Here is a 16,271-nt window from a genome sequence, read left to right on the forward strand (position 1 = left end):
GGTCAGTAGCCGGAGGGACAGTTCGTTACTTGCCAGATCCTTGTCGATTGGCTTGGAACTGGGCTAGGATCTGGATATAGGTTTCGCTCACGTCACGGGCGAAGTGGTCGATGGCGTGACGCCGTGCGGTGCTGACGGCCTGGTCGGCCATGGTCGCGCGCAAGGTATCGTCTTCGATCAGTCGTTGGGCGGCCGTGGTCCAGCGGTCGATGTCCTCGGCGGTCTTGAAGCCGTTGCTCTCGTGGTTGACCACGTCGTCGATGCCGCTCGATCGCACGGCGACCACCGGCAGGCCTGCCGCCATCGCCTCGAGAATGACCATCCCCTGGGTTTCCGACTTGGAGGCGAACACGAACGCGTCCCCCAGTTGGTAATAGTGCGCCATCTCGTCGGGTGAAACCGCCCCGACCAGCGTGATCACCTCGGCCAGATCGAGTGCGTCGATGCGTTCCTGCAGGCGCTCGCGTTCGTCACCATCACCGATGATCAGGCAGCGAAATGGCTGGGCGCTGCGGCAGCGCAACTCGTCCATCGCCGCGATCAGAAAGTCGATGTTCTTCTCGCGGGAAAGCCTTGAAACACTCACCAGCACGCGCTCGTCCGGCCCAATGCCGTGTTTGAGGCGTAGGGCTTCGACGGCTGCGGGTTCGTCGGTTTGGAATCGGTCGAAGTCGATTCCGGTCGGGTGCACGTAGATGGGAGCGGTGACCCCGATCACCCGCAGGTATTCCTCGGCCGACTCGGTCGGCACGATCACCCCGTCGCAGCGATTAGCGAACCGCCGGATGGCGGTGTGTGCGATCAGGTTGCGGAACAGCGGGCCCGGCAGCGGCACGAAGTGCGAGTAGTGTTCCAGGCGGGTGTGATAGGTAAATACCGTCGGCACCTTCAGCCGTCGAGCATGCCATTGCGCCGCCCAGCCAAGCCAGAATGGGTGGTGGATGTGGATCAGGTCGGGTGAAAAGTCTTTCAGTCCCCGGCGAATGCGCGGCGAGAGCGGATTGGCCAGCCGGAACTCGCCCTTATGCCCCATGCTCAGCAGCGAGGGGACGCGGACCACGTCGGTCTCCCGGTCATCCTGGCGGGCGTAGCTGGGCGCGATGATCCGCACGCGATGACTCAACTGCGCCAATCCCCGGTGCAGTCGATCGATGGAGATGGGCACCCCACCGATGAACGGCAGATAGTTGTTGGTCACCATGGCGATGGTCAGCGGTCGGCCGGTCCACGGCGAGGTGTCCAGGTCGTAGTTCCGGTAGTAGTCGCGCTCGACGAAGATCGTGCTGTAGAGCTTGATTGCCAGCAGGATCAGCAGGCCGAGCACCAGCAGGAAATTGAGGTGGCCGACGTAGAAGAGCGAGTGGATGAAGAACCATAGGCTCTCGAGCGTCTTGAACACCTGGTGCTGGCCGATATCGAGCCGCTCGACCGTGATCGTCACCTCGCCATCGGCACTCTTCACGTCGACGTAGTGATAGAAGCTGGTCTCGTTGTTGAGTACCAGTCCGCCGGCCCCGCCGGTGACCACGTAGCGGACCCCGTCGCGTTGCTGTTCATCGAACAGGTGCAGGTTGCTGGAAAACACCGCGTCGACGTCATGCGCGCGGAACAGCGCGTGAAGCCGGTCGCGGAAGGTCTCGTCGGTCAGGTACTGATCGTCGGAATCGAGCGGGCTTTTCTCTGTAGTGCGGAACATCGGGTGGCCGATGAACACGAAGCGATACGTGGCTGACGGATCGCGCAGCTGCTCCTTGAGCCAGTGAAGTTGGAACGGATAGGTGTCCGAGTCGGTGCTGTCGAGGAACAGGAACTGGCTGCCGCCGGCGCGAAAGCCGAAGAAGTACGGGCCGAAGTGCTCGTAGTAATTGAACGAGCCGAAGGCACCGCTCTCCTTCTCGCCCACCGTCAGCAGGTAGGGCATCTCCAGGTGCGAGAGCGTGCGGTACAGGGCGCGATACTTGTCCTCGCCGCCGCCACTGACGGCGTTGCCGGCCGAGACCACGAAGTCGAGCCCGGCGCGATTGAGCCGCGGGATCATCTTGCGCTCGAACAGGCCGACCGAGTTGTTGATATTGCCGACGACGGCGAAATGCAACTCGTCATTTGTCTGGTTATCTGCCAGGTCCTGAACACGCTCGATCTGCTCGGCGTGGACCGCGTGGTAGGTGGTCTCGAAGATCGATAGGTAGACCCGGTAGCCGACCAGCAGGAGGATGGCGGTCAGCGTCAGATAGAAGGCCAGCTTGAGACGACGCGGTGTCAATGATCGCGACAGGCGGCTCACGCGGTTCCTCGCCGGCTGGCCGTGATTTCTCGCTGGGTGACAATCAGCCCGATCAGCATGCCCAGATAGATCGTCAGCGCTCGCCAGGCCACGGTCACCAGCACCAGGTGCGAGGCGGTGACCACGTCACGGAAGAAATAGGCGAACACGCCCTCGGCAATGCCTGCGGCACCCGGCGTGGGCGAGAAATACATCACGAAGGTGGTCATCACCATGCGACCGATGACCAGCCAGTAGTCGAACCCGTAACCCAGGGACCAGAAGAGCAGGGCGGGGAACGAGAACAGGGCCAGCAGAAAGATCGCCGTGAAGACGAACGAGGCGGCGATGTCGAGCCGGCTTCCCTGGAAATAACGCACGAATCCGTGAGCAAATCGCTGTAATTCGCGCACCAACCGATGGCGCCAGCGGTGATGTCGTTGCGGGCTGATCATGTGCAGGCCTCGCAGCGCCTTGAGCGCGCTCAGCATCGGGCGCAACAGCCAGTTGCTGCGCATGACCAGGACCATGAAAAAAATCAGGTAAAGCGCCACTGATACGCTCAATGTGATTACCAGCGAGTCGCTCTGTGCCGCGCCTTCCGCTCCCGGGAGTGTCACCAGCAGGATCGGCGTGGCGCCGAAGATGAACAGCACCGCGAGGGCGGTGCGAATGGTGGTGGCTGTCAGCCCGGTGCCCACCGGCACGCCGCGCCGGCGCATGAACCAGACCTGGGCCACCCCGCCGCCGGTGGCCAGCGGCGTGATGTTCGAGACGAAGATGTTGAGAAACACCAGCCGCGCCATGGCCGGCAACGGGATGGAGTGGCCCAGCGCGCGCAGGGTGAACCACAGGCGCAGGCCGTCCGCGGCAAAGTAGACCAGCAATAACGCCAGGCTAGCCAGCACCAGTTGCCAGCCGAGCAGGCGTGCATCCCAGTGAATCTCGTGACCGGCGACCTGCAAGTAGACCGCCCAGATGCCGGCGGCGCTGAGCCCGATGAACAGTACAGCGAACCACAGCAGTCGGCGGCCACGAAAGGCCGGCTCGTCCTGGATCTCGAAGCGTTCGGACTGGCGGTGGGGGTCGGTCATTGGAAGGCGGTGCCGGGGAAAACGTGTCGGACGACGGCATTATCGGCCGGGCCGGTTGCGCCGGGCACAGAAAAACCCGCGCGAGGCGGGTTGTCCGTGACATACGTCAGTGTTGGAGGCTGGACCCGGAGTCGAACCGGGGTGAACGGATTTGCAATCCGGTGCATAGCCACTCTGCCATCCAGCCGAAATCTGGAGCGGGAAACCGGATTCGAACCGGCGACCCCAACCTTGGCAAGGTTGTGCTCTACCAGCTGAGCTATTCCCGCTTGAGGGGGCGCAATTTTCATCAGGAACCGCCCTCGTGTCAAGTCGTGCGTCGTTGCGTCGTATTGAGTGTTCCGGTCGGGGCAACCGGCCTCATCGCCGGGGTTGCGTCAATGACGACGCAGTCGGGCCAGTAACCAACGTTGCAACATGCGGTTGCGCGATTGGCGTGCTTGGTTACACTCGCTCCGGTCGGCCTGCAGGCAAGAGGCCGGGTGGCGCGGGTCGTGCAGTTCAGCCGAGCGGGCATCGAGGTAGATGCGCACGCGCAGGGTCACCGGCCGCTGGCGCGAATCGAGCACCTCGTGGTCGGTGAATGTCATCTCCAGGGTGAAGCGGCCCCGCTCGGTAACCCGAGCGATCACCGAGAAACCCAGGGTGAATTCATCGCCCGGTGCAAGTCGCCGCAGGTCGCCGAGCAGGCGGCGAATCAGGATATAGTTCTGCTCGTAGAGATCCATCAGCTGATCAAATGGATCGCGTTCGATGGAATGAGGAGTGCCGCCGGTGTTGAGGTTCATGTCCGTCAGTGTAAGGAAGCTCTGCGTGAATAGGAATGCTGAGGTCCCACCGACTTTGACCGTGGTCGGCCTGGCGCGTGCCGGCATGTCGTTGGCGTGGCTGGGACTGCTTGCTTCGGTGTTGGCCGTGGGCACCGCCGGGGCGGATGTCTACAAGTACCGCGATGCCCAGGGCGTGGTGCACCTGACCAACGTGCCGCAGCAGTCGGCCGATGAACCCTACGCCTTGTGGCGCAAGAACGAGGCGACCAAGCCGAAGGGCTGGCAGGACGGCTACCGCGCCATGCCGCGGCTGGTGCACGATCGCTATGCCGCGCCGGTCAACCGGTTCGCCGGCCTGTACGGTGTCGACCCCACGTTGATTCGCGCCGTGATCCACGCCGAGAGCGCCTTTCGAGCGGATGCGGTCTCCCCCAAGGGGGCCGGCGGGCTGATGCAACTGATGCCGGCGACGGCGGCGCGATTCGAGGTGGTCGACCGTTTCAATCCCGAGGACAACATCGCCGGCGGCGTCGCCTACCTCGCGCTGCTGCTCCAGATGTTCCGGGGCGACCGCGAGCTGGCGGTGGCGGCCTACAATGCCGGCGAGGGTGCGGTGAAGCGTTACGGCGGGATTCCGCCGTACAAGGAGACGCGCACCTACGTCAAACGGGTCATGCAGCTACAGGCGGCCTATGCCGGCGCCGGGTAAGACGATGCCGTCCGACCAGCGACCCAACCGCCCGGAGCCGCCTGATCTGGCGGCAGAGGAGGAGCGGTTGGCGGCGTTTCTGGCGGGGCAGTCGGCCCTCGTGCTGGCCGTGGCCGTCGATAGGGAATCGCCACCGGGGACCGCACCGGAGATCGGCAGCCTGCCTTTCGTCCATCACGACGGGGCCTTCTGGGTACTCGCCAGCGAGTTCGCCGCCCACACGCGACCCCTGCTGGAGGGGCGCGAGGCGCGTGTCGCCCTGCTGGCCGACCAGTCGGCCACCCGCAACCCCTTCGCCCGCGAGCGTGCCCAATGGACGGCGCAGGTCGAGTCGGTCGACCGCGAGGCATCCCGGTTTGCCGAGGTCACGGCCCGCCTGCGGGACCGTCACGGCAAGACCGTCGAGCTGTTGTGCGGGCTGGGGGATTTTCACCTGCTCGGCTTTCATCTGGGAGCAGGGCGTTACGTCAACGGCTTTGGCAGTGCGTTCGAGTTGGACGGGCTAACGGTTTGCCAGCAGCGGCGGGGTTAGCGCAGTAGCTCGATCGCCTCGTCGATGACGCTGGGGTCATCGGCGCGTCGCGGTGACTGTTCGCTCAGGTGGCGACGGTAGGCGCGGGCACCGGGGCGTCCCTGGAACAGCGTGAGTATCGGCTTGATCAGCGTGGGCAGGCGCGTGCCGCGGGCGATCTCGGCTGCCGCGTATTCTCGATACGCCAGTAGGGCAGCCAGCCGGTCGGTGGTCTCCCCGTCGTCGAACAGGGCAGCATCGATATCGGCGAGCAGGCCGACGTTCTGGTAGGCCGCCCGGCCGACCATCACGCCATCGACCTCGTCCAGTGCGCCCTGCATCGACTCGACCTCCGTCAGTCCACCGTTCAGTACCACGGTCAGATCCGGTCGCTCCTGCTTGAGCCGCGTGGCGAATTCGGGCCGCAGCGGCGGCACGTCGCGATTCTGCTTGGGCGAAAGCCCGGCCAGCCACGCCTTGCGGCTGTGGACGATAAACACCTCGGCACCACCCTGGTCCGCGACGATGTCGACGAATTCACGGAATTCCTCATAGGTTTCCTGGTGGTCGATGCCGATGCGACTCTTGACCGTCACCGGTACGTCGACCGCGTCGCGCATGGCGGCAATACAGTCGGCCACGAGCGCCGGCTGCGCCATCAGGCAGGCGCCAAATGCCCCGTTCTGCACCCGGTCGCTGGGGCAGCCGACATTGAGATTGATCTCGTCATAGCCCCACTCGGCCCCGAGCCGTGCCGCCGTTGCCAGGGCCTGCGGATCGGAGCCGCCCAGTTGCAGGGCGACCGGGTGCTCGCTGGCATCAAAGCGCAGGTGGCGTTCGATATCGCCGTGGAGCAGGGCGCCGGTGGTGACCATTTCCGTGTACAGCCGCGCATGTCGGCTCAGTTGCCGGGCCAGGAAGCGATAGTTCCTGTCAGTCCAGTCGAGCATCGGGGCAATGCAGAAGCGCCAGGGGTTAGGCGGCTGCGTTGTGGCGTTGGCGGTTGGTGGGATCGGATCGGTCATGACGGCATGTGATTCTCGCAGGGAGCGGCATTGTAGCGGTGGTGGCGCCTGACGTCAGGGCAGCAGGGCCTTGATGATCGCGCTCACACCCGCAATCGCCGCGATGCCGAGGATGATCGGCCGCAAGGCGCCGAACGGGATGCGATTGACCAGGTGGCCCGAGACAAGGAACCCCGCGAGCGTACCCGGCAGGAGGGTCGCGAACAGCCACCATTCGCGTGAACCGATAAAACCACTGAAGAACAGCGCCACGGCACTGGCCAGACTGGCGAACAGGAAGAAGGCCGAGAGATTGGCGCGCACCAATGGGCCATGCTGGTTTTGGTAGATCAGGGCGATCGGCGGCCCACCCACCGCGGTGATGGTGCCCATGTAGCCCGACGCGGCCCCGGCCATCACGCTATTGCGCGGATTGAGGGCCGGGTGAAGGCCGACCACGCTCAACAGCACGGCCAGCAGGATCAGGATGCCGAAGGCCAGTTCGAAGCCCCGCGCGCTCAGAAAGGCCAACGTGACCACCGCCAATAGGGTGCCGGCGATGTCGCCGCCGATGGCGAAACGCACCGGGCGGAAGCTCAAGCTCGATCGACTGCGCCACAGGATCAGGATGGTCAGCAACACCGCGTTGAGAATCAGCGGCCCGGGCAGGAACAGCGGGCTGATCAGAAACAGCAACGGTGCCGACAGGGTGCCGATGCCGTAACCGGCCAGTCCTTGCAGGAACGCGCCGGCGAAAATGGCGAGGTTGGCCAGCAGCAACTGAAGCAGGGTGATGTCGTCCACGGGACCTTCTCTCGGGCTGGCAACGAACAATCCCCGGCGGGGCCGGGGATGACGGAACCCTTGGCCTACCGCTCCAGCGGCGCTGCCAATGGCGGGCCCGGATCAGGCGCAGGTGGTGATCTGAGCGCCGCCCTGACCGATCGAGCCGATCAACGGCGCCATTGCCTGTTCCTGCCTCTTCATCGCCTGTTTCTGTGTGCGCACACCCACTTGCTGTGCCCGTTGTGCGTTCACCATGGCCAATCAATTTGCAGGTTGTCGGCAGCGGGCATCGCGTCGGCCATGGTAGCTCTTCCGTCGCAATCTCTGCTTATGGGCGCATCACAAATCGTGAGTCGGCCCGACGCACGCGCAGTGTACTCTCCGGCGTCTTCAAATTCGCCCCCGCTGAAATGGCGCTGCGGCCGGCTTTTATATGGTTTCGCTTATTTGCATGGGTTGGCTAAAGAGTGGCCGGCCTCGGCCGAAAAGCCGATCGAATCACATTCTCGCAAGCCCTCGGTCTCAAGGAGTCGTAATGAACCGGTTGAACAACACCACCAAGATCCTGCTGGCGTTTGCCGTGTCCGCCGTACTGTTCATCGGTGCGCTCGGCTACGCGCTGTTCCAGATGGATTCCATCTCCGAGCGGTATTTGCAGGTTCAGCAACAGGACAACGCCCGCGTCGCGGCGTTGCAGGACATCATGAGCAATGGCCTGCTGGGTGGCGTGGCGACCCGCAACAAGGTCTTCCGTCCCAATCTGGAGGCCGCAATCAAGGTCACCCGCATGACCGACGAGGTCGTTCGCGCGGCATTGGCCGAGGCGCGATCACTGACGTCCAAGGGCAATGCCGAGGCCCAGGGCTTGCTGGATGACATCGAGACCCGCTGGCAGCGGGTGATGGCGGCTCGCCTGGCGGTGTTCGATCAGGTCAATGCCGGCAACATCGAGCGCGCCCAACAGATACTGGTGCAGGACGAGCATCCCGACTGGCAGCAGATCCGCAAGAACATCCAGGCGCTGATCGCGACGGCCAAGGAGAGGGAGGATGCGCGTACCGAGGCGGCCGAGACGCACATGATCGAGGCGCGCGCAGCGACGTTGTTCATCGGGGCCGTGGCACTTGCCTTGGGGATCTTCCTGTTGGTGCTGGTGATGGCCACCTTCACCCGACGCATCCATCACGTGCTTCGCGCGATGGAGGACATCGCCGAGGGCGAGGGCGATCTGACCCGTCGCCTGCCGGTGACCGGCAACGACGAGTTCGCCAAGCTATCGCGCGGCTTCAATCGGTTCGTCGAGCGCATCCACAACCTGGTCCACGAGATCACCGACTCCACTGGCCAGCTCGCGGCCTCGGCCGAGGAAATGTCGATGATCACGCGCCAGTCGCGCGAGAGCACGCACGAGCAGAACGAGCAGACCCAGATGGTGGCCTCGGCGATCGAGGAACTGACCGCCACCACGCGCGAGATCGCCGAGAACACCAATCAGACCGCCAGTGCCTCCAACGAGACCGAAGAGGTCACGCACAACGGTCAACAGGCACTCAAGCGCTCGATGGATACCGTGCATGAGCTGATGGGCTCGATGCGCAATACCGCCGAATCGATCGGCGAGCTCGAGTCGCAGACCAAGGACATCGGCAAGGTGCTGGATGTCATCCAGGGCGTGGCCGAGCAGACCAACCTCTTGGCGCTGAATGCGGCGATCGAGGCGGCCCGCGCCGGCGAGCAGGGCCGAGGCTTCGCGGTCGTGGCCGAGGAGGTGCGCAACCTCGCCAGCCGCACGCAGCAGTCCACCGAGGAGATCAAGGGCATCATCGACGGCCTGCGTGATCGGGCGCATCGGACCGTCGAGGCGATGGAAGTCAGCCAGACCCAGGGCAAGGCCACGCTCGATGCGGTCAACGAGACCGACGAGTCGCTGGACGCGGTGGTGCGCCACGTCAATCACATCAACGAGATGACCATGCAGATCGCGACCGCCGCCGAGGAGCAGTCGGCCACGGTCGAGGAGGTCAACCGCAACCTCGAGCGCATTCGCGCCAAGAGCGAGGAGCTCGACGATGCCTCGCAGCAGGTATCCACCGCTGGCGGCGATCTCACCCGGTTGTCGGCAAACCTGGATGGCCTGGTCAATCGCTTCAAGACCTGACGCGATATCGGCGGCACCACGAACGAAGGCCGGCACGTGTTGCCGGCCTTTTTCGTAGCTGTGTCCGTGGGACCGTGTCGGTGGTCACGCCTGAGGGGCGGGCCGATCAACGATTGAGGTAATGCCGTGCTCTGTGGTTGGGCTCAGGGGCTGCCGTCGACCCGTAGCCGCGGCTTGACGATCAGAGGGGCCCGCGGCCCAGGCGTCGAACGAATGGCACCCGTCGCCAGAGGCTGGGCCGGGTGTCGGTCAGATCTCGGCAGGTCTCGCAGTGGCCGGCACGCGGTCGGCGGGAGGTGAGTGGTTCGATGCGCAATTGCGGCGACGGCCCGCGCCCCGGCTCCCACGCCGACAGGGGCTCCTCGTGGATCATCACGTCGGCGCCGGGGAAGGTGCGCAGCAGCTTGGTCTCGACCTCGTCGCCGATCTGGTGGGCGCGGTCGAGGTCGATGTGATTGTCCAGGTAGAGGTACAGCTGGATGATCATGGTCTGTCCCGCCAGCCGGGTGCGGATCTGGTCGACGGCATGTACGGACGGGTGGGTGGTGGCGATCTGGGCGATGCGCATCTCGGTGCCGTCGAGCACCTCGCGGTCCATCAGGTGATCGAGCGCCTCCCGGCCGACTTTCCAGGCGCTATAAAGAACGAAAACACCCACCAGGGCGCCGAAGACCGGGTCGATCCAGGTCAGGCCGTAGCCGGCGAGAATCAGCACGGCGATGGTCGAGGCATTGACCAGGAAGTCCATGCTGTAGTGCGCGGCGTCGGCCTTGATGGCCGGTGAGCGCGTCTTGATGATCACGTAGCGCTGGAAGGTGATCAGGGCGAGGGTTGCCACCATCGAGAAGATCATCACTGCCACGCCCCAGTTGACCGCATCGATCTCCTGCGGGCGAATCAGGCGTTGCAGGGCCTCGATCAGCAGGAACACACCGGAGCCGGCGATAAAGGTCGCCTGGGCCAGGGCGGCCAGCGGTTCGGCCTTGCCGTGACCGTAGCGATGGTCCTCGTCGGGTGGCTGCAACGCGATGCGCACCGCCACCAGCGTGACCAGCGAGGCCAGCAAGTCCATGGTCGAATCGATCAGCGAGGCCAGCATGCTCACCGAATTGGTGGTGATGGTCGCCGCGAGCTTGAGCGCGATCAACGTCAGGGCCAGCGTCACCGAGGCGGTGGTGACCATGCGCAGCAGCTTGGCGTGTGGATTGGACATCGGGGAATCGTCGCCTTGTCGGGGGTGCGGCCTTGCCACCGGCGGCTCGTCGGGCCGGCGGGAAAGTTAGTCAAGACTAATACCGAACTGAATTGGTCCCATTTTAATGCACCCCGGCGCGGACCGCCAGCCCGTCGTTGCAGGGCGTCTGTGTTGGCAGGGCCGAACTGCCCCGCGGTGCGCCGGACTTGGGTGCTTTGGCCGGCTCGTCTACCATCGTCACACCCTTCGTTCGCCGGGATGTCTCCATCGATGGCTCCAAAACCTACGGCCCCAAAGTCAGGGACGCAGCAAACGTCCTCGCCGCCACCTGCCGGTTGCCCGGTCACGCGCATCGGCATTACCGGGCTGTCCGGTGCCGGCAAGTCGACCCTGATTACCGCCATCATCAATCACCTGGAGAATGCCCGGCGCGGCGCGGTGTCGGAGCAGGCCGGGCTGGCCGCCATTCGCCATGGCCGCTGGCATCGCGAGATCGAGCGTGCCTTCGATTACGACCATGCCCTGACCGCGCTGACTGGCCATCCGCCGACCTGGCCCGAATCCACCCGCGACTGGTCGATCGCCCGCCTGACACTGGATTACGAGCGGCGCTGGTACTCCCTGAGGTCTCGGCGGCGCTGCCTGGAGTTGTTCGACTACCCGGGCGAGTGGCTGCTCGACCTGTCTCTGCTCGACTGGTCGTTCGCCGAGTACAGCGCGCATTGGCGGGACTGGCTGGCACACAGCCCGCGTCGGGAGATCGCACCGGGATTGCTCGAGGAATTGCAGGCAATCGACCCGGCGGCGCCGCTCGATCCGGCCCGGTTGGCCACGCTGGCCGGCCGTTGGTCGATGATGCTGGCCGACAGTCGCCTGCCGCCGCACCGACTGTCGCGCAACCTGCCCGGTCGGTGGTTGATGCCGGGCGAGGGCTTCGATCCGGATGCCATGCCGTTTCTGCCCCTGCCCGGCGTGGCCGTCGATCCGGCAGATGCCTACCCGGAAGGGTCGTGGGGCGAGGTCTGCCAGCGTCACTTCGTCTATTACCGTGACCGGATCGCGCGGCCGTTCTTCGAATCCCATTTCGGTCGACTGGATGCGCAGGTGATCCTAGTCGATGTGCTCGGCGCGCTGCGTAGCGGCCGGCCGGCCCTGGAGGACATGCGCGCGGCGCTCGAGTCGATTCTCGAGCCATTTCGTTACCGCGACGGGCACTGGTTGAGCAATCTGTTCGCGCGTCGCATCCGCCGGGTCGCGATCGTCGCCACGCAGATCGATCACCTGTTGCCGGCCGATCAGGCGCGCCTGACCCGTCTGCTCGACAGCTACCTGTTTGAACTGACCCAGCAGTTGGCGGGCAAGCACATCGAACTGCGCCTGTTCGCCGTTTCGGCGGTGACCGCCGCCCAGCCGCGCGAAGATGCCCGCGGTCGACCCATGCTGGTGGGCACCGACAAGAGCTCGCGGCAGAAGATCGCCTTCACCCCACCGGCGATTCCCGAACAGATGCCGCATGATCTGGATCTGGCCATCGACGACCTGCCCACGCTGGCACCGCCTGCCGGGCTGGATCGGGCGCGTGCCTTTCCCGGCCGACGCGTCGATGCCCTGCTCGATTTCCTGATCGGCGAGTCCTGAGCCATGAGAGGTGACTCCACGTCCTCTGCCGCCATGACGCCGACCCACAGCAAGACAGTCTCCGGAGCCCTTCAATGAGTGATGAGCACCCGCCGCCAGGCGGCCACCTGGCCACTCGCATCCACGCGCAAGGGGATGCGGTGCCGGATGTGGATACCGAGGCCCTCTACGGCGAGGAGTCGGACGAGGCGATTGCCGACCTGCTCGAACCCCGCCCGGGCTTTCCCTGGATCACGACGCTGCTGGGCGTGGTCGCGGTCACCTGGCTCACCATCAACTGGTTGCAGGCGATTTGGTGGGCCCATGCCGCGCACCCGGCGCTGGGTTGGGTGATCTTCGCCATCGGTGTGGGCGTCGGCGGCGTCGGGCTCGTGTTGGTCTGGCGGGCCTGGCACCAGCGCCACCAGATCGATGCCATCACCCGGCTGAATCGCCGACTGGCGCAGGCCGAACGCGACGGCGAGATGGGCGAGTCCGTGGTCGAGCTGCGCGAAGCGGCCGAATACCTGCTGGCGGACAACCCGCAGCGACGGACCTTCGAGGAGTCCCTGCTGGGCATCGATGCCGGCAGTCACGCCACCGAACTGGTGGTGGCGCTCGAGCGCGCCTACGCCGATCAGGATGCCCGGGCCCGTGCGTTGATCCATCGCGAAGTGGTGCGTACCGGCCTGTTCATCGCCGCCAGTCCCTACCCTGCGCTCGACCTGTTGCTGGTCGCCTGGCGCAATGCGCGAATGGTCAATGCCATCGCCCGCATCTATGGTCTGACGCTCTCGTTTCCGGCGCGCTGGCGCCTCTACCGCATGATCCTGCAGAACATGGCCTTCGCCTCGGCCACCGAGACCGTGCTCGACTCGGCCAGCGAGGGCTGGGCGGCCAATTTGATGGTCAATCTTGGCGCCCGAGCCGGGCAGGGCGTGGCCGTGGCGCTGTATTCCCTGCGTATCGGCCGGCAGGCGATGCGTGCCTCGCGCATCGCCCCCGAGCACAAGCCGCTGGTCGACCGCAACCTGGCGAAGCTGATTCTCGGCGCCATCCGTGAGCGGTCTACATCGGCCCGATAGCAAGAATCCCGGGGAGGGCAGGGGATGGAACAGCGTTTGAGCGTGATCACCCTGGGCGTGGCGGACCTGACCCGCTCGCGAGTCTTCTACGAACAAGGCCTCGGCTGGACGGCCGGTGGGGTTGAGGAGCAGATCGTCTTCTTCCAGCTCAACGGTATCGTTCTGGCGCTCTATCCGCGCGATGACCTGGCAGCGGACGCCGGGGTGGCGGCCGAGGGCAACGGCTTTGCCGGTATGGCACTCGCGCACAATGTGCGCTCGCCCCAGGAGGTCGATGAGGTCCTTGCCCAAGCCGAAGGAGCGGGCGGGCGGCTGGTAAAGCCGGGCGAGGCGGTGTTCTGGGGCGGCTACTCCGGCTATTTCGCCGACCCGGACGGTCATCTCTGGGAGGTGGCCCATAACCCGCTCTGGGGGTTGGATGCGGCGGGTAACGTGTCACTGGCGAAGGGGCAGGCCGAGTGATGGAGGCGGAGAAAGGGCGGTGGCTGCTGATCGGCGGGACCGTGCTGGTACTCGTCGCCCTGCTGCTCTCGCGCATCGACCCCCATGACCGCGCCACCTGGCTGCTCGAAGTCGCCCCGGCGGCGATCGCGCTGCCGATCCTGTGGTTCACCCGTAAGCCATTCCCACTCACCCCGCTGCTCTACGGGCTGGTTTTCCTGCATGCCCTGGTGCTGATCTACGGTGGGGCCTACAGCTACGCCCGCGTGCCGCTGGGCTTCGAGATCCAGACCTGGTTCGATCTTTCCCGCAATCCCTACGACAAGATCGGGCATTTCTTCCAGGGACTGGTGCCGGCGTTGCTGGCCCGTGAGGTCCTGATTCGTGGGCGTTTTGCCCGCGGGCCGTGGGTGATCGGCTTTCTCTCGATCTGCGTGGCGATGACCGTATCCGCCGTCTACGAGCTGATCGAGTGGGGCGTGGCGGTGGTCGCCGGGGGTGGGGCGGTCGAGTTCCTCGGCACGCAGGGCGATCCCTGGGATGCCCAGTCCGACATGGCCTTCGCGCTGATCGGGGCAGGGGTGGCGATCACCGCCTTCGCCCGCTGGCATGACCGGCAGATCGCGCGCCTGTCGGCGTCCGGCGGATAAGGCGTCTCGGCCAAGTTTCTGCGCTGCCCCGCCGGTCGAGGCGATTCGTTACTTGAGCTGCCGGGCGATGTCCATGGCCGCGTAGGTGAGCACGCCATCGGCGCCGGCACGCTTGAAGCTGACCATCGTCTCCATGATGCACTTGTCCCAGTCGAGCCAGCCGCGTTCGGCGGCGGCCTTGAGCATCGCGTACTCGCCGGAGACGTGGTAGGCAAAGGTGGGCACCTCAAGGCGCTGCTTGACCCGGTAGACGACGTCGAGATACGGCATGCCCGGCTTGACCATCACCATATCGGCGCCCTCGGCGAGATCGGCGGACACCTCGTGGATGGCCTCTTGTCCGTTGGCCGGGTCCATCTGGTAGGTGGTCTTGTCGGCCTTGCCGAGGTTGGTCGCCGAGCCGACCGCGTCGCGGAACGGGCCGTAGAAGTGTGATGCGTACTTGGCACTGTAGGCCATGATGCGGGTGTGGATGTGGCCCTGGGCCTCGAGGTTCTCGCGGATCGCGCCGATGCGCCCGTCCATCATGTCCGAGGGGGCGACGATGTCGGCACCGGCGGCGGCGTGGGACTCGGCCTGGCGGATCAGCACCTCGACGGTCTCGTCGTTGAGCACGTAGCCGTTGGCATCGATGATGCCGTCCTGCCCGTGGGTGGTGTAGGGGTCGAGGGCGACGTCGGTCATGATCCCCAGTTCCGGGAAGCGCTGCTTGAGTGCCCGCACGGTGCGCTGGACCAGGCCGTCCGGGTCGTAGGCCGCCTCGGCGTGCAAGGACTTGGCCTCCGGCGGGGTGACCGGGAAGAGGGCGAGCACCGGGATGTCCAGTTCCAGGGCCTGTTCGGCCAGCCGCGAGAGGTGCTCGATGCCAAGACGTTCGACACCTGGCATGGAATCGACCGGCTCGCGCCCGTTCGGGTCCTCGAGCACGAACACCGGCAGGATCAGGTCGTTGCTGGAAACGGTGTTCTCCTGCATCAGGCGACGGCTGAAGGCATCGCGGCGCATGCGGCGCGGTCGATGGGCAGGATAGGCGCGCGAGAACGTCATGTCGGGCTCCGGGTGGCGTTTGTCGATGAAAGGCCGTTAGGGAAGGTCTGCACGAATAGCCAATGCCTCTGGCTTACCGGCTTGTTCGCCATCAAGGCGCCGATTCGAAGTCGGGCTCATTGCCCGGCAAGAATCGGCAACACCGAGGGCGGGCAAGCCGGCAAGCCCCTTCGGGCGGGCCGCCAGGCGCCCATCTGCGGTGTTGCAGCGCTTGCCAATGGCGACGGCCATTGGGCGGCGCACTGCGCCTTGCATCTGGACGCCTGGCGACCCGCAGAGGCGTTGGCTATTCGTGCAGACCTTCCTTAGGATAGCAACCCGACACGTTCTGTCCCATCGGCCCGTCCATGCGGCCGGGGCTGGATCGATCGGGATCACCAAGCTGCGGGAGGTGGCATGTACGATTTCACGTTTCTGACGCCGGATCGCGGCGCGGGGTTCGTCAAGCGGCTCGAGGCCGAGGGGCTGGCGGTGAGCGTGGCGCGCGACCCGATGGCCGAGGAGGCCACCACCATCTCGATTCCCGACGACATTCCGGATGCGCTGACCGACCGGATCGAGGAATGGTACGAGGAGGAAACGCAGGCGGCCGAGGCCGAGCTGTTTCGCGACGGCCGGGCGGAGGCGACTATCTCTGCGGGGGTGTGGGTGACGCTGGAGAACGGCCAGTCGAGCTTTGCCCCGATCGCCCCATCGATCATGAGCCGGATGCTATCGGCCCTTAGCCCGGATGAAGTGGGCGAGTTTGTCGACCGGGTGGTGCGAGCGGCCGAGCATCCCAACGACACCCCGGTCTGCGCGCGTCGCGAGGACTGAAAGCGCACAAACGAATCGCAAGGCGCTGTTTTCCTGTCAACGTGGCGCGAATGATGGCCTACGCTTGAACGTAGGGAGGCGCTGCGTGTGCGAGGAGATATCCCATCGAATCGCGCAGCGTCTGT

The 16,271-nt window shown here is 65.3% G+C and carries 16 protein-coding genes and 2 tRNA genes; 8 read left to right on the forward strand and 10 right to left on the reverse strand.

Going from position 1 to position 16,271, the window contains the following annotated elements; genetic code table 11:
- Positions 1–25: 25 nt before the first annotated feature.
- The 5 genes from ABGV18_RS01800 to ABGV18_RS01820 all read right to left on the reverse strand — a co-directional run bounded on the left by ABGV18_RS01800 (position 26) and on the right by ABGV18_RS01820 (position 4,145).
- Positions 26–2,284, reverse strand: a complete 2,259-nt coding sequence (locus ABGV18_RS01800; protein WP_396584553.1) for a glycosyltransferase — start codon at positions 2,282–2,284, stop codon at positions 26–28.
- A complete protein-coding gene (locus tag ABGV18_RS01805) occupies positions 2,281–3,357 on the reverse strand; it encodes a lysylphosphatidylglycerol synthase transmembrane domain-containing protein (protein ID WP_396581074.1) in 1,077 nt (358 codons plus the stop codon). The genes ABGV18_RS01800 and ABGV18_RS01805 overlap by 4 nt, the downstream gene beginning before the upstream one ends.
- A 113-nt stretch (positions 3,358–3,470) precedes the next feature.
- Positions 3,471–3,544: transfer RNA gene (locus ABGV18_RS01810), tRNA-Cys, on the reverse strand.
- Between the two features lie 6 nt (positions 3,545–3,550).
- Positions 3,551–3,626 (reverse strand) — tRNA-Gly (locus ABGV18_RS01815).
- A 108-nt stretch (positions 3,627–3,734) separates the two neighbouring features.
- Positions 3,735–4,145, reverse strand: a complete 411-nt coding sequence (locus tag ABGV18_RS01820) for a DUF1249 domain-containing protein (RefSeq protein ID WP_396581073.1) — start codon at positions 4,143–4,145, stop codon at positions 3,735–3,737.
- 25 nt (positions 4,146–4,170) lie between these two features.
- Here ABGV18_RS01820 and ABGV18_RS01825 point away from each other — a divergent pair, with 25 nt between their 5' ends.
- Positions 4,171–4,836 (forward strand): lytic transglycosylase domain-containing protein, encoded by a 666-nt coding sequence (locus ABGV18_RS01825; protein ID WP_396581072.1) that lies wholly within the window; start codon positions 4,171–4,173, stop codon positions 4,834–4,836.
- 4 nt (positions 4,837–4,840) lie between these two features.
- A complete protein-coding gene (locus ABGV18_RS01830; RefSeq protein WP_396581071.1) occupies positions 4,841–5,368 on the forward strand; it encodes a hypothetical protein in 528 nt (175 codons plus the stop codon).
- Here the strand turns inward: ABGV18_RS01830 and dusA are convergent.
- From dusA to ABGV18_RS01845, 3 genes are all read right to left on the reverse strand, one after another.
- Positions 5,365–6,372 carry a tRNA dihydrouridine(20/20a) synthase DusA gene (dusA, locus tag ABGV18_RS01835; protein ID WP_396581070.1) on the reverse strand — a complete coding sequence of 336 codons (1,008 nt, stop codon included), beginning with the start codon at positions 6,370–6,372 and terminating at the stop codon, positions 5,365–5,367. The two genes, ABGV18_RS01830 and dusA, sit on opposite strands and share 4 nt — an antisense overlap.
- A 54-nt stretch (positions 6,373–6,426) precedes the next feature.
- Complete coding sequence (locus tag ABGV18_RS01840; protein ID WP_396581069.1) at positions 6,427–7,155, reverse strand: sulfite exporter TauE/SafE family protein; 729 nt, start codon at positions 7,153–7,155, stop codon at positions 6,427–6,429.
- Positions 7,156–7,257: 102 nt separating this feature from the next.
- Positions 7,258–7,392, reverse strand: coding sequence for a hypothetical protein (locus tag ABGV18_RS01845; protein ID WP_396581068.1), 135 nt, complete (start codon positions 7,390–7,392; stop codon positions 7,258–7,260).
- Positions 7,393–7,672: 280 nt separating this feature from the next.
- Here ABGV18_RS01845 and ABGV18_RS01850 point away from each other — a divergent pair, with 280 nt between their 5' ends.
- Entirely contained in the window at positions 7,673–9,295 is a 1,623-nt protein-coding gene (locus ABGV18_RS01850) for a methyl-accepting chemotaxis protein (RefSeq protein ID WP_396584554.1), read from the forward strand.
- A 181-nt stretch (positions 9,296–9,476) separates the two neighbouring features.
- Here ABGV18_RS01850 and ABGV18_RS01855 read toward each other — a convergent pair whose 3' ends face one another.
- Positions 9,477–10,508: a cation diffusion facilitator family transporter gene (locus ABGV18_RS01855; RefSeq protein WP_396584555.1), complete on the reverse strand. Its 1,032-nt coding sequence runs from the start codon at positions 10,506–10,508 to the stop codon at positions 9,477–9,479.
- 252 nt (positions 10,509–10,760) lie between these two features.
- Between ABGV18_RS01855 and ABGV18_RS01860 the strand changes: the two genes are divergently transcribed.
- The 4 genes from ABGV18_RS01860 to ABGV18_RS01875 all read left to right on the forward strand — a co-directional run bounded on the left by ABGV18_RS01860 (position 10,761) and on the right by ABGV18_RS01875 (position 14,283).
- Positions 10,761–12,128 (forward strand): YcjX family protein, encoded by a 1,368-nt coding sequence (locus ABGV18_RS01860; RefSeq protein ID WP_396584556.1) that lies wholly within the window; start codon positions 10,761–10,763, stop codon positions 12,126–12,128.
- Between the two features lie 74 nt (positions 12,129–12,202).
- Positions 12,203–13,192, forward strand: a complete 990-nt coding sequence (locus ABGV18_RS01865; RefSeq protein ID WP_396584557.1) for a DUF697 domain-containing protein — start codon at positions 12,203–12,205, stop codon at positions 13,190–13,192.
- 24 nt (positions 13,193–13,216) lie between these two features.
- Complete coding sequence (locus tag ABGV18_RS01870; RefSeq protein WP_396584558.1) at positions 13,217–13,654, forward strand: VOC family protein; 438 nt, start codon at positions 13,217–13,219, stop codon at positions 13,652–13,654.
- On the forward strand, positions 13,654–14,283 hold the full coding sequence (locus ABGV18_RS01875) for a DUF2238 domain-containing protein (RefSeq protein WP_396584559.1): 630 nt from the start codon (positions 13,654–13,656) through the stop codon (positions 14,281–14,283). The genes ABGV18_RS01870 and ABGV18_RS01875 overlap by 1 nt, the downstream gene beginning before the upstream one ends.
- 48 nt (positions 14,284–14,331) lie before the next feature.
- Here ABGV18_RS01875 and hemB read toward each other — a convergent pair whose 3' ends face one another.
- Positions 14,332–15,330, reverse strand: a complete 999-nt coding sequence (gene hemB, locus ABGV18_RS01880; RefSeq protein ID WP_396584560.1) for a porphobilinogen synthase — start codon at positions 15,328–15,330, stop codon at positions 14,332–14,334.
- Positions 15,331–15,726: 396 nt separating this feature from the next.
- Here hemB and ABGV18_RS01885 point away from each other — a divergent pair, with 396 nt between their 5' ends.
- Positions 15,727–16,146 (forward strand): hypothetical protein, encoded by a 420-nt coding sequence (locus ABGV18_RS01885; RefSeq protein WP_396584561.1) that lies wholly within the window; start codon positions 15,727–15,729, stop codon positions 16,144–16,146.
- Positions 16,147–16,271: the final 125 nt, after the last annotated feature.

The organism is Guyparkeria halopsychrophila, from assembly GCF_044582135.1.
Taxonomy (GTDB): Bacteria; Pseudomonadota; Gammaproteobacteria; order Halothiobacillales; family Halothiobacillaceae; genus Guyparkeria.

What these genes read in the sequence shown, in the direction of transcription:
- ABGV18_RS01805 (WP_396581074.1), bottom strand. Translation starts at nt 3,357, where the DNA reads ATGACCGACCCCCACCGCCAGTCCGAACGCTTCGAGATCCAGGACGAG.
- ABGV18_RS01820 (WP_396581073.1), bottom strand. Translation starts at nt 4,145, where the DNA reads ATGAACCTCAACACCGGCGGCACTCCTCATTCCATCGAACGCGATCCA.
- ABGV18_RS01830 (WP_396581071.1), top strand. Translation starts at nt 4,841, where the DNA reads ATGCCGTCCGACCAGCGACCCAACCGCCCGGAGCCGCCTGATCTGGCG.
- dusA (WP_396581070.1), bottom strand. Translation starts at nt 6,372, where the DNA reads ATGACCGATCCGATCCCACCAACCGCCAACGCCACAACGCAGCCGCCT.
- ABGV18_RS01845 (WP_396581068.1), bottom strand. Translation starts at nt 7,392, where the DNA reads ATGGTGAACGCACAACGGGCACAGCAAGTGGGTGTGCGCACACAGAAA.
- ABGV18_RS01850 (WP_396584554.1), top strand. Translation starts at nt 7,673, where the DNA reads ATGAACCGGTTGAACAACACCACCAAGATCCTGCTGGCGTTTGCCGTG.
- ABGV18_RS01855 (WP_396584555.1), bottom strand. Translation starts at nt 10,508, where the DNA reads ATGTCCAATCCACACGCCAAGCTGCTGCGCATGGTCACCACCGCCTCG.
- ABGV18_RS01860 (WP_396584556.1), top strand. Translation starts at nt 10,761, where the DNA reads ATGGCTCCAAAACCTACGGCCCCAAAGTCAGGGACGCAGCAAACGTCC.
- ABGV18_RS01865 (WP_396584557.1), top strand. Translation starts at nt 12,203, where the DNA reads ATGAGTGATGAGCACCCGCCGCCAGGCGGCCACCTGGCCACTCGCATC.
- ABGV18_RS01870 (WP_396584558.1), top strand. Translation starts at nt 13,217, where the DNA reads ATGGAACAGCGTTTGAGCGTGATCACCCTGGGCGTGGCGGACCTGACC.
- ABGV18_RS01875 (WP_396584559.1), top strand. Translation starts at nt 13,654, where the DNA reads ATGGAGGCGGAGAAAGGGCGGTGGCTGCTGATCGGCGGGACCGTGCTG.
- hemB (WP_396584560.1), bottom strand. Translation starts at nt 15,330, where the DNA reads ATGACGTTCTCGCGCGCCTATCCTGCCCATCGACCGCGCCGCATGCGC.
- ABGV18_RS01885 (WP_396584561.1), top strand. Translation starts at nt 15,727, where the DNA reads ATGTACGATTTCACGTTTCTGACGCCGGATCGCGGCGCGGGGTTCGTC.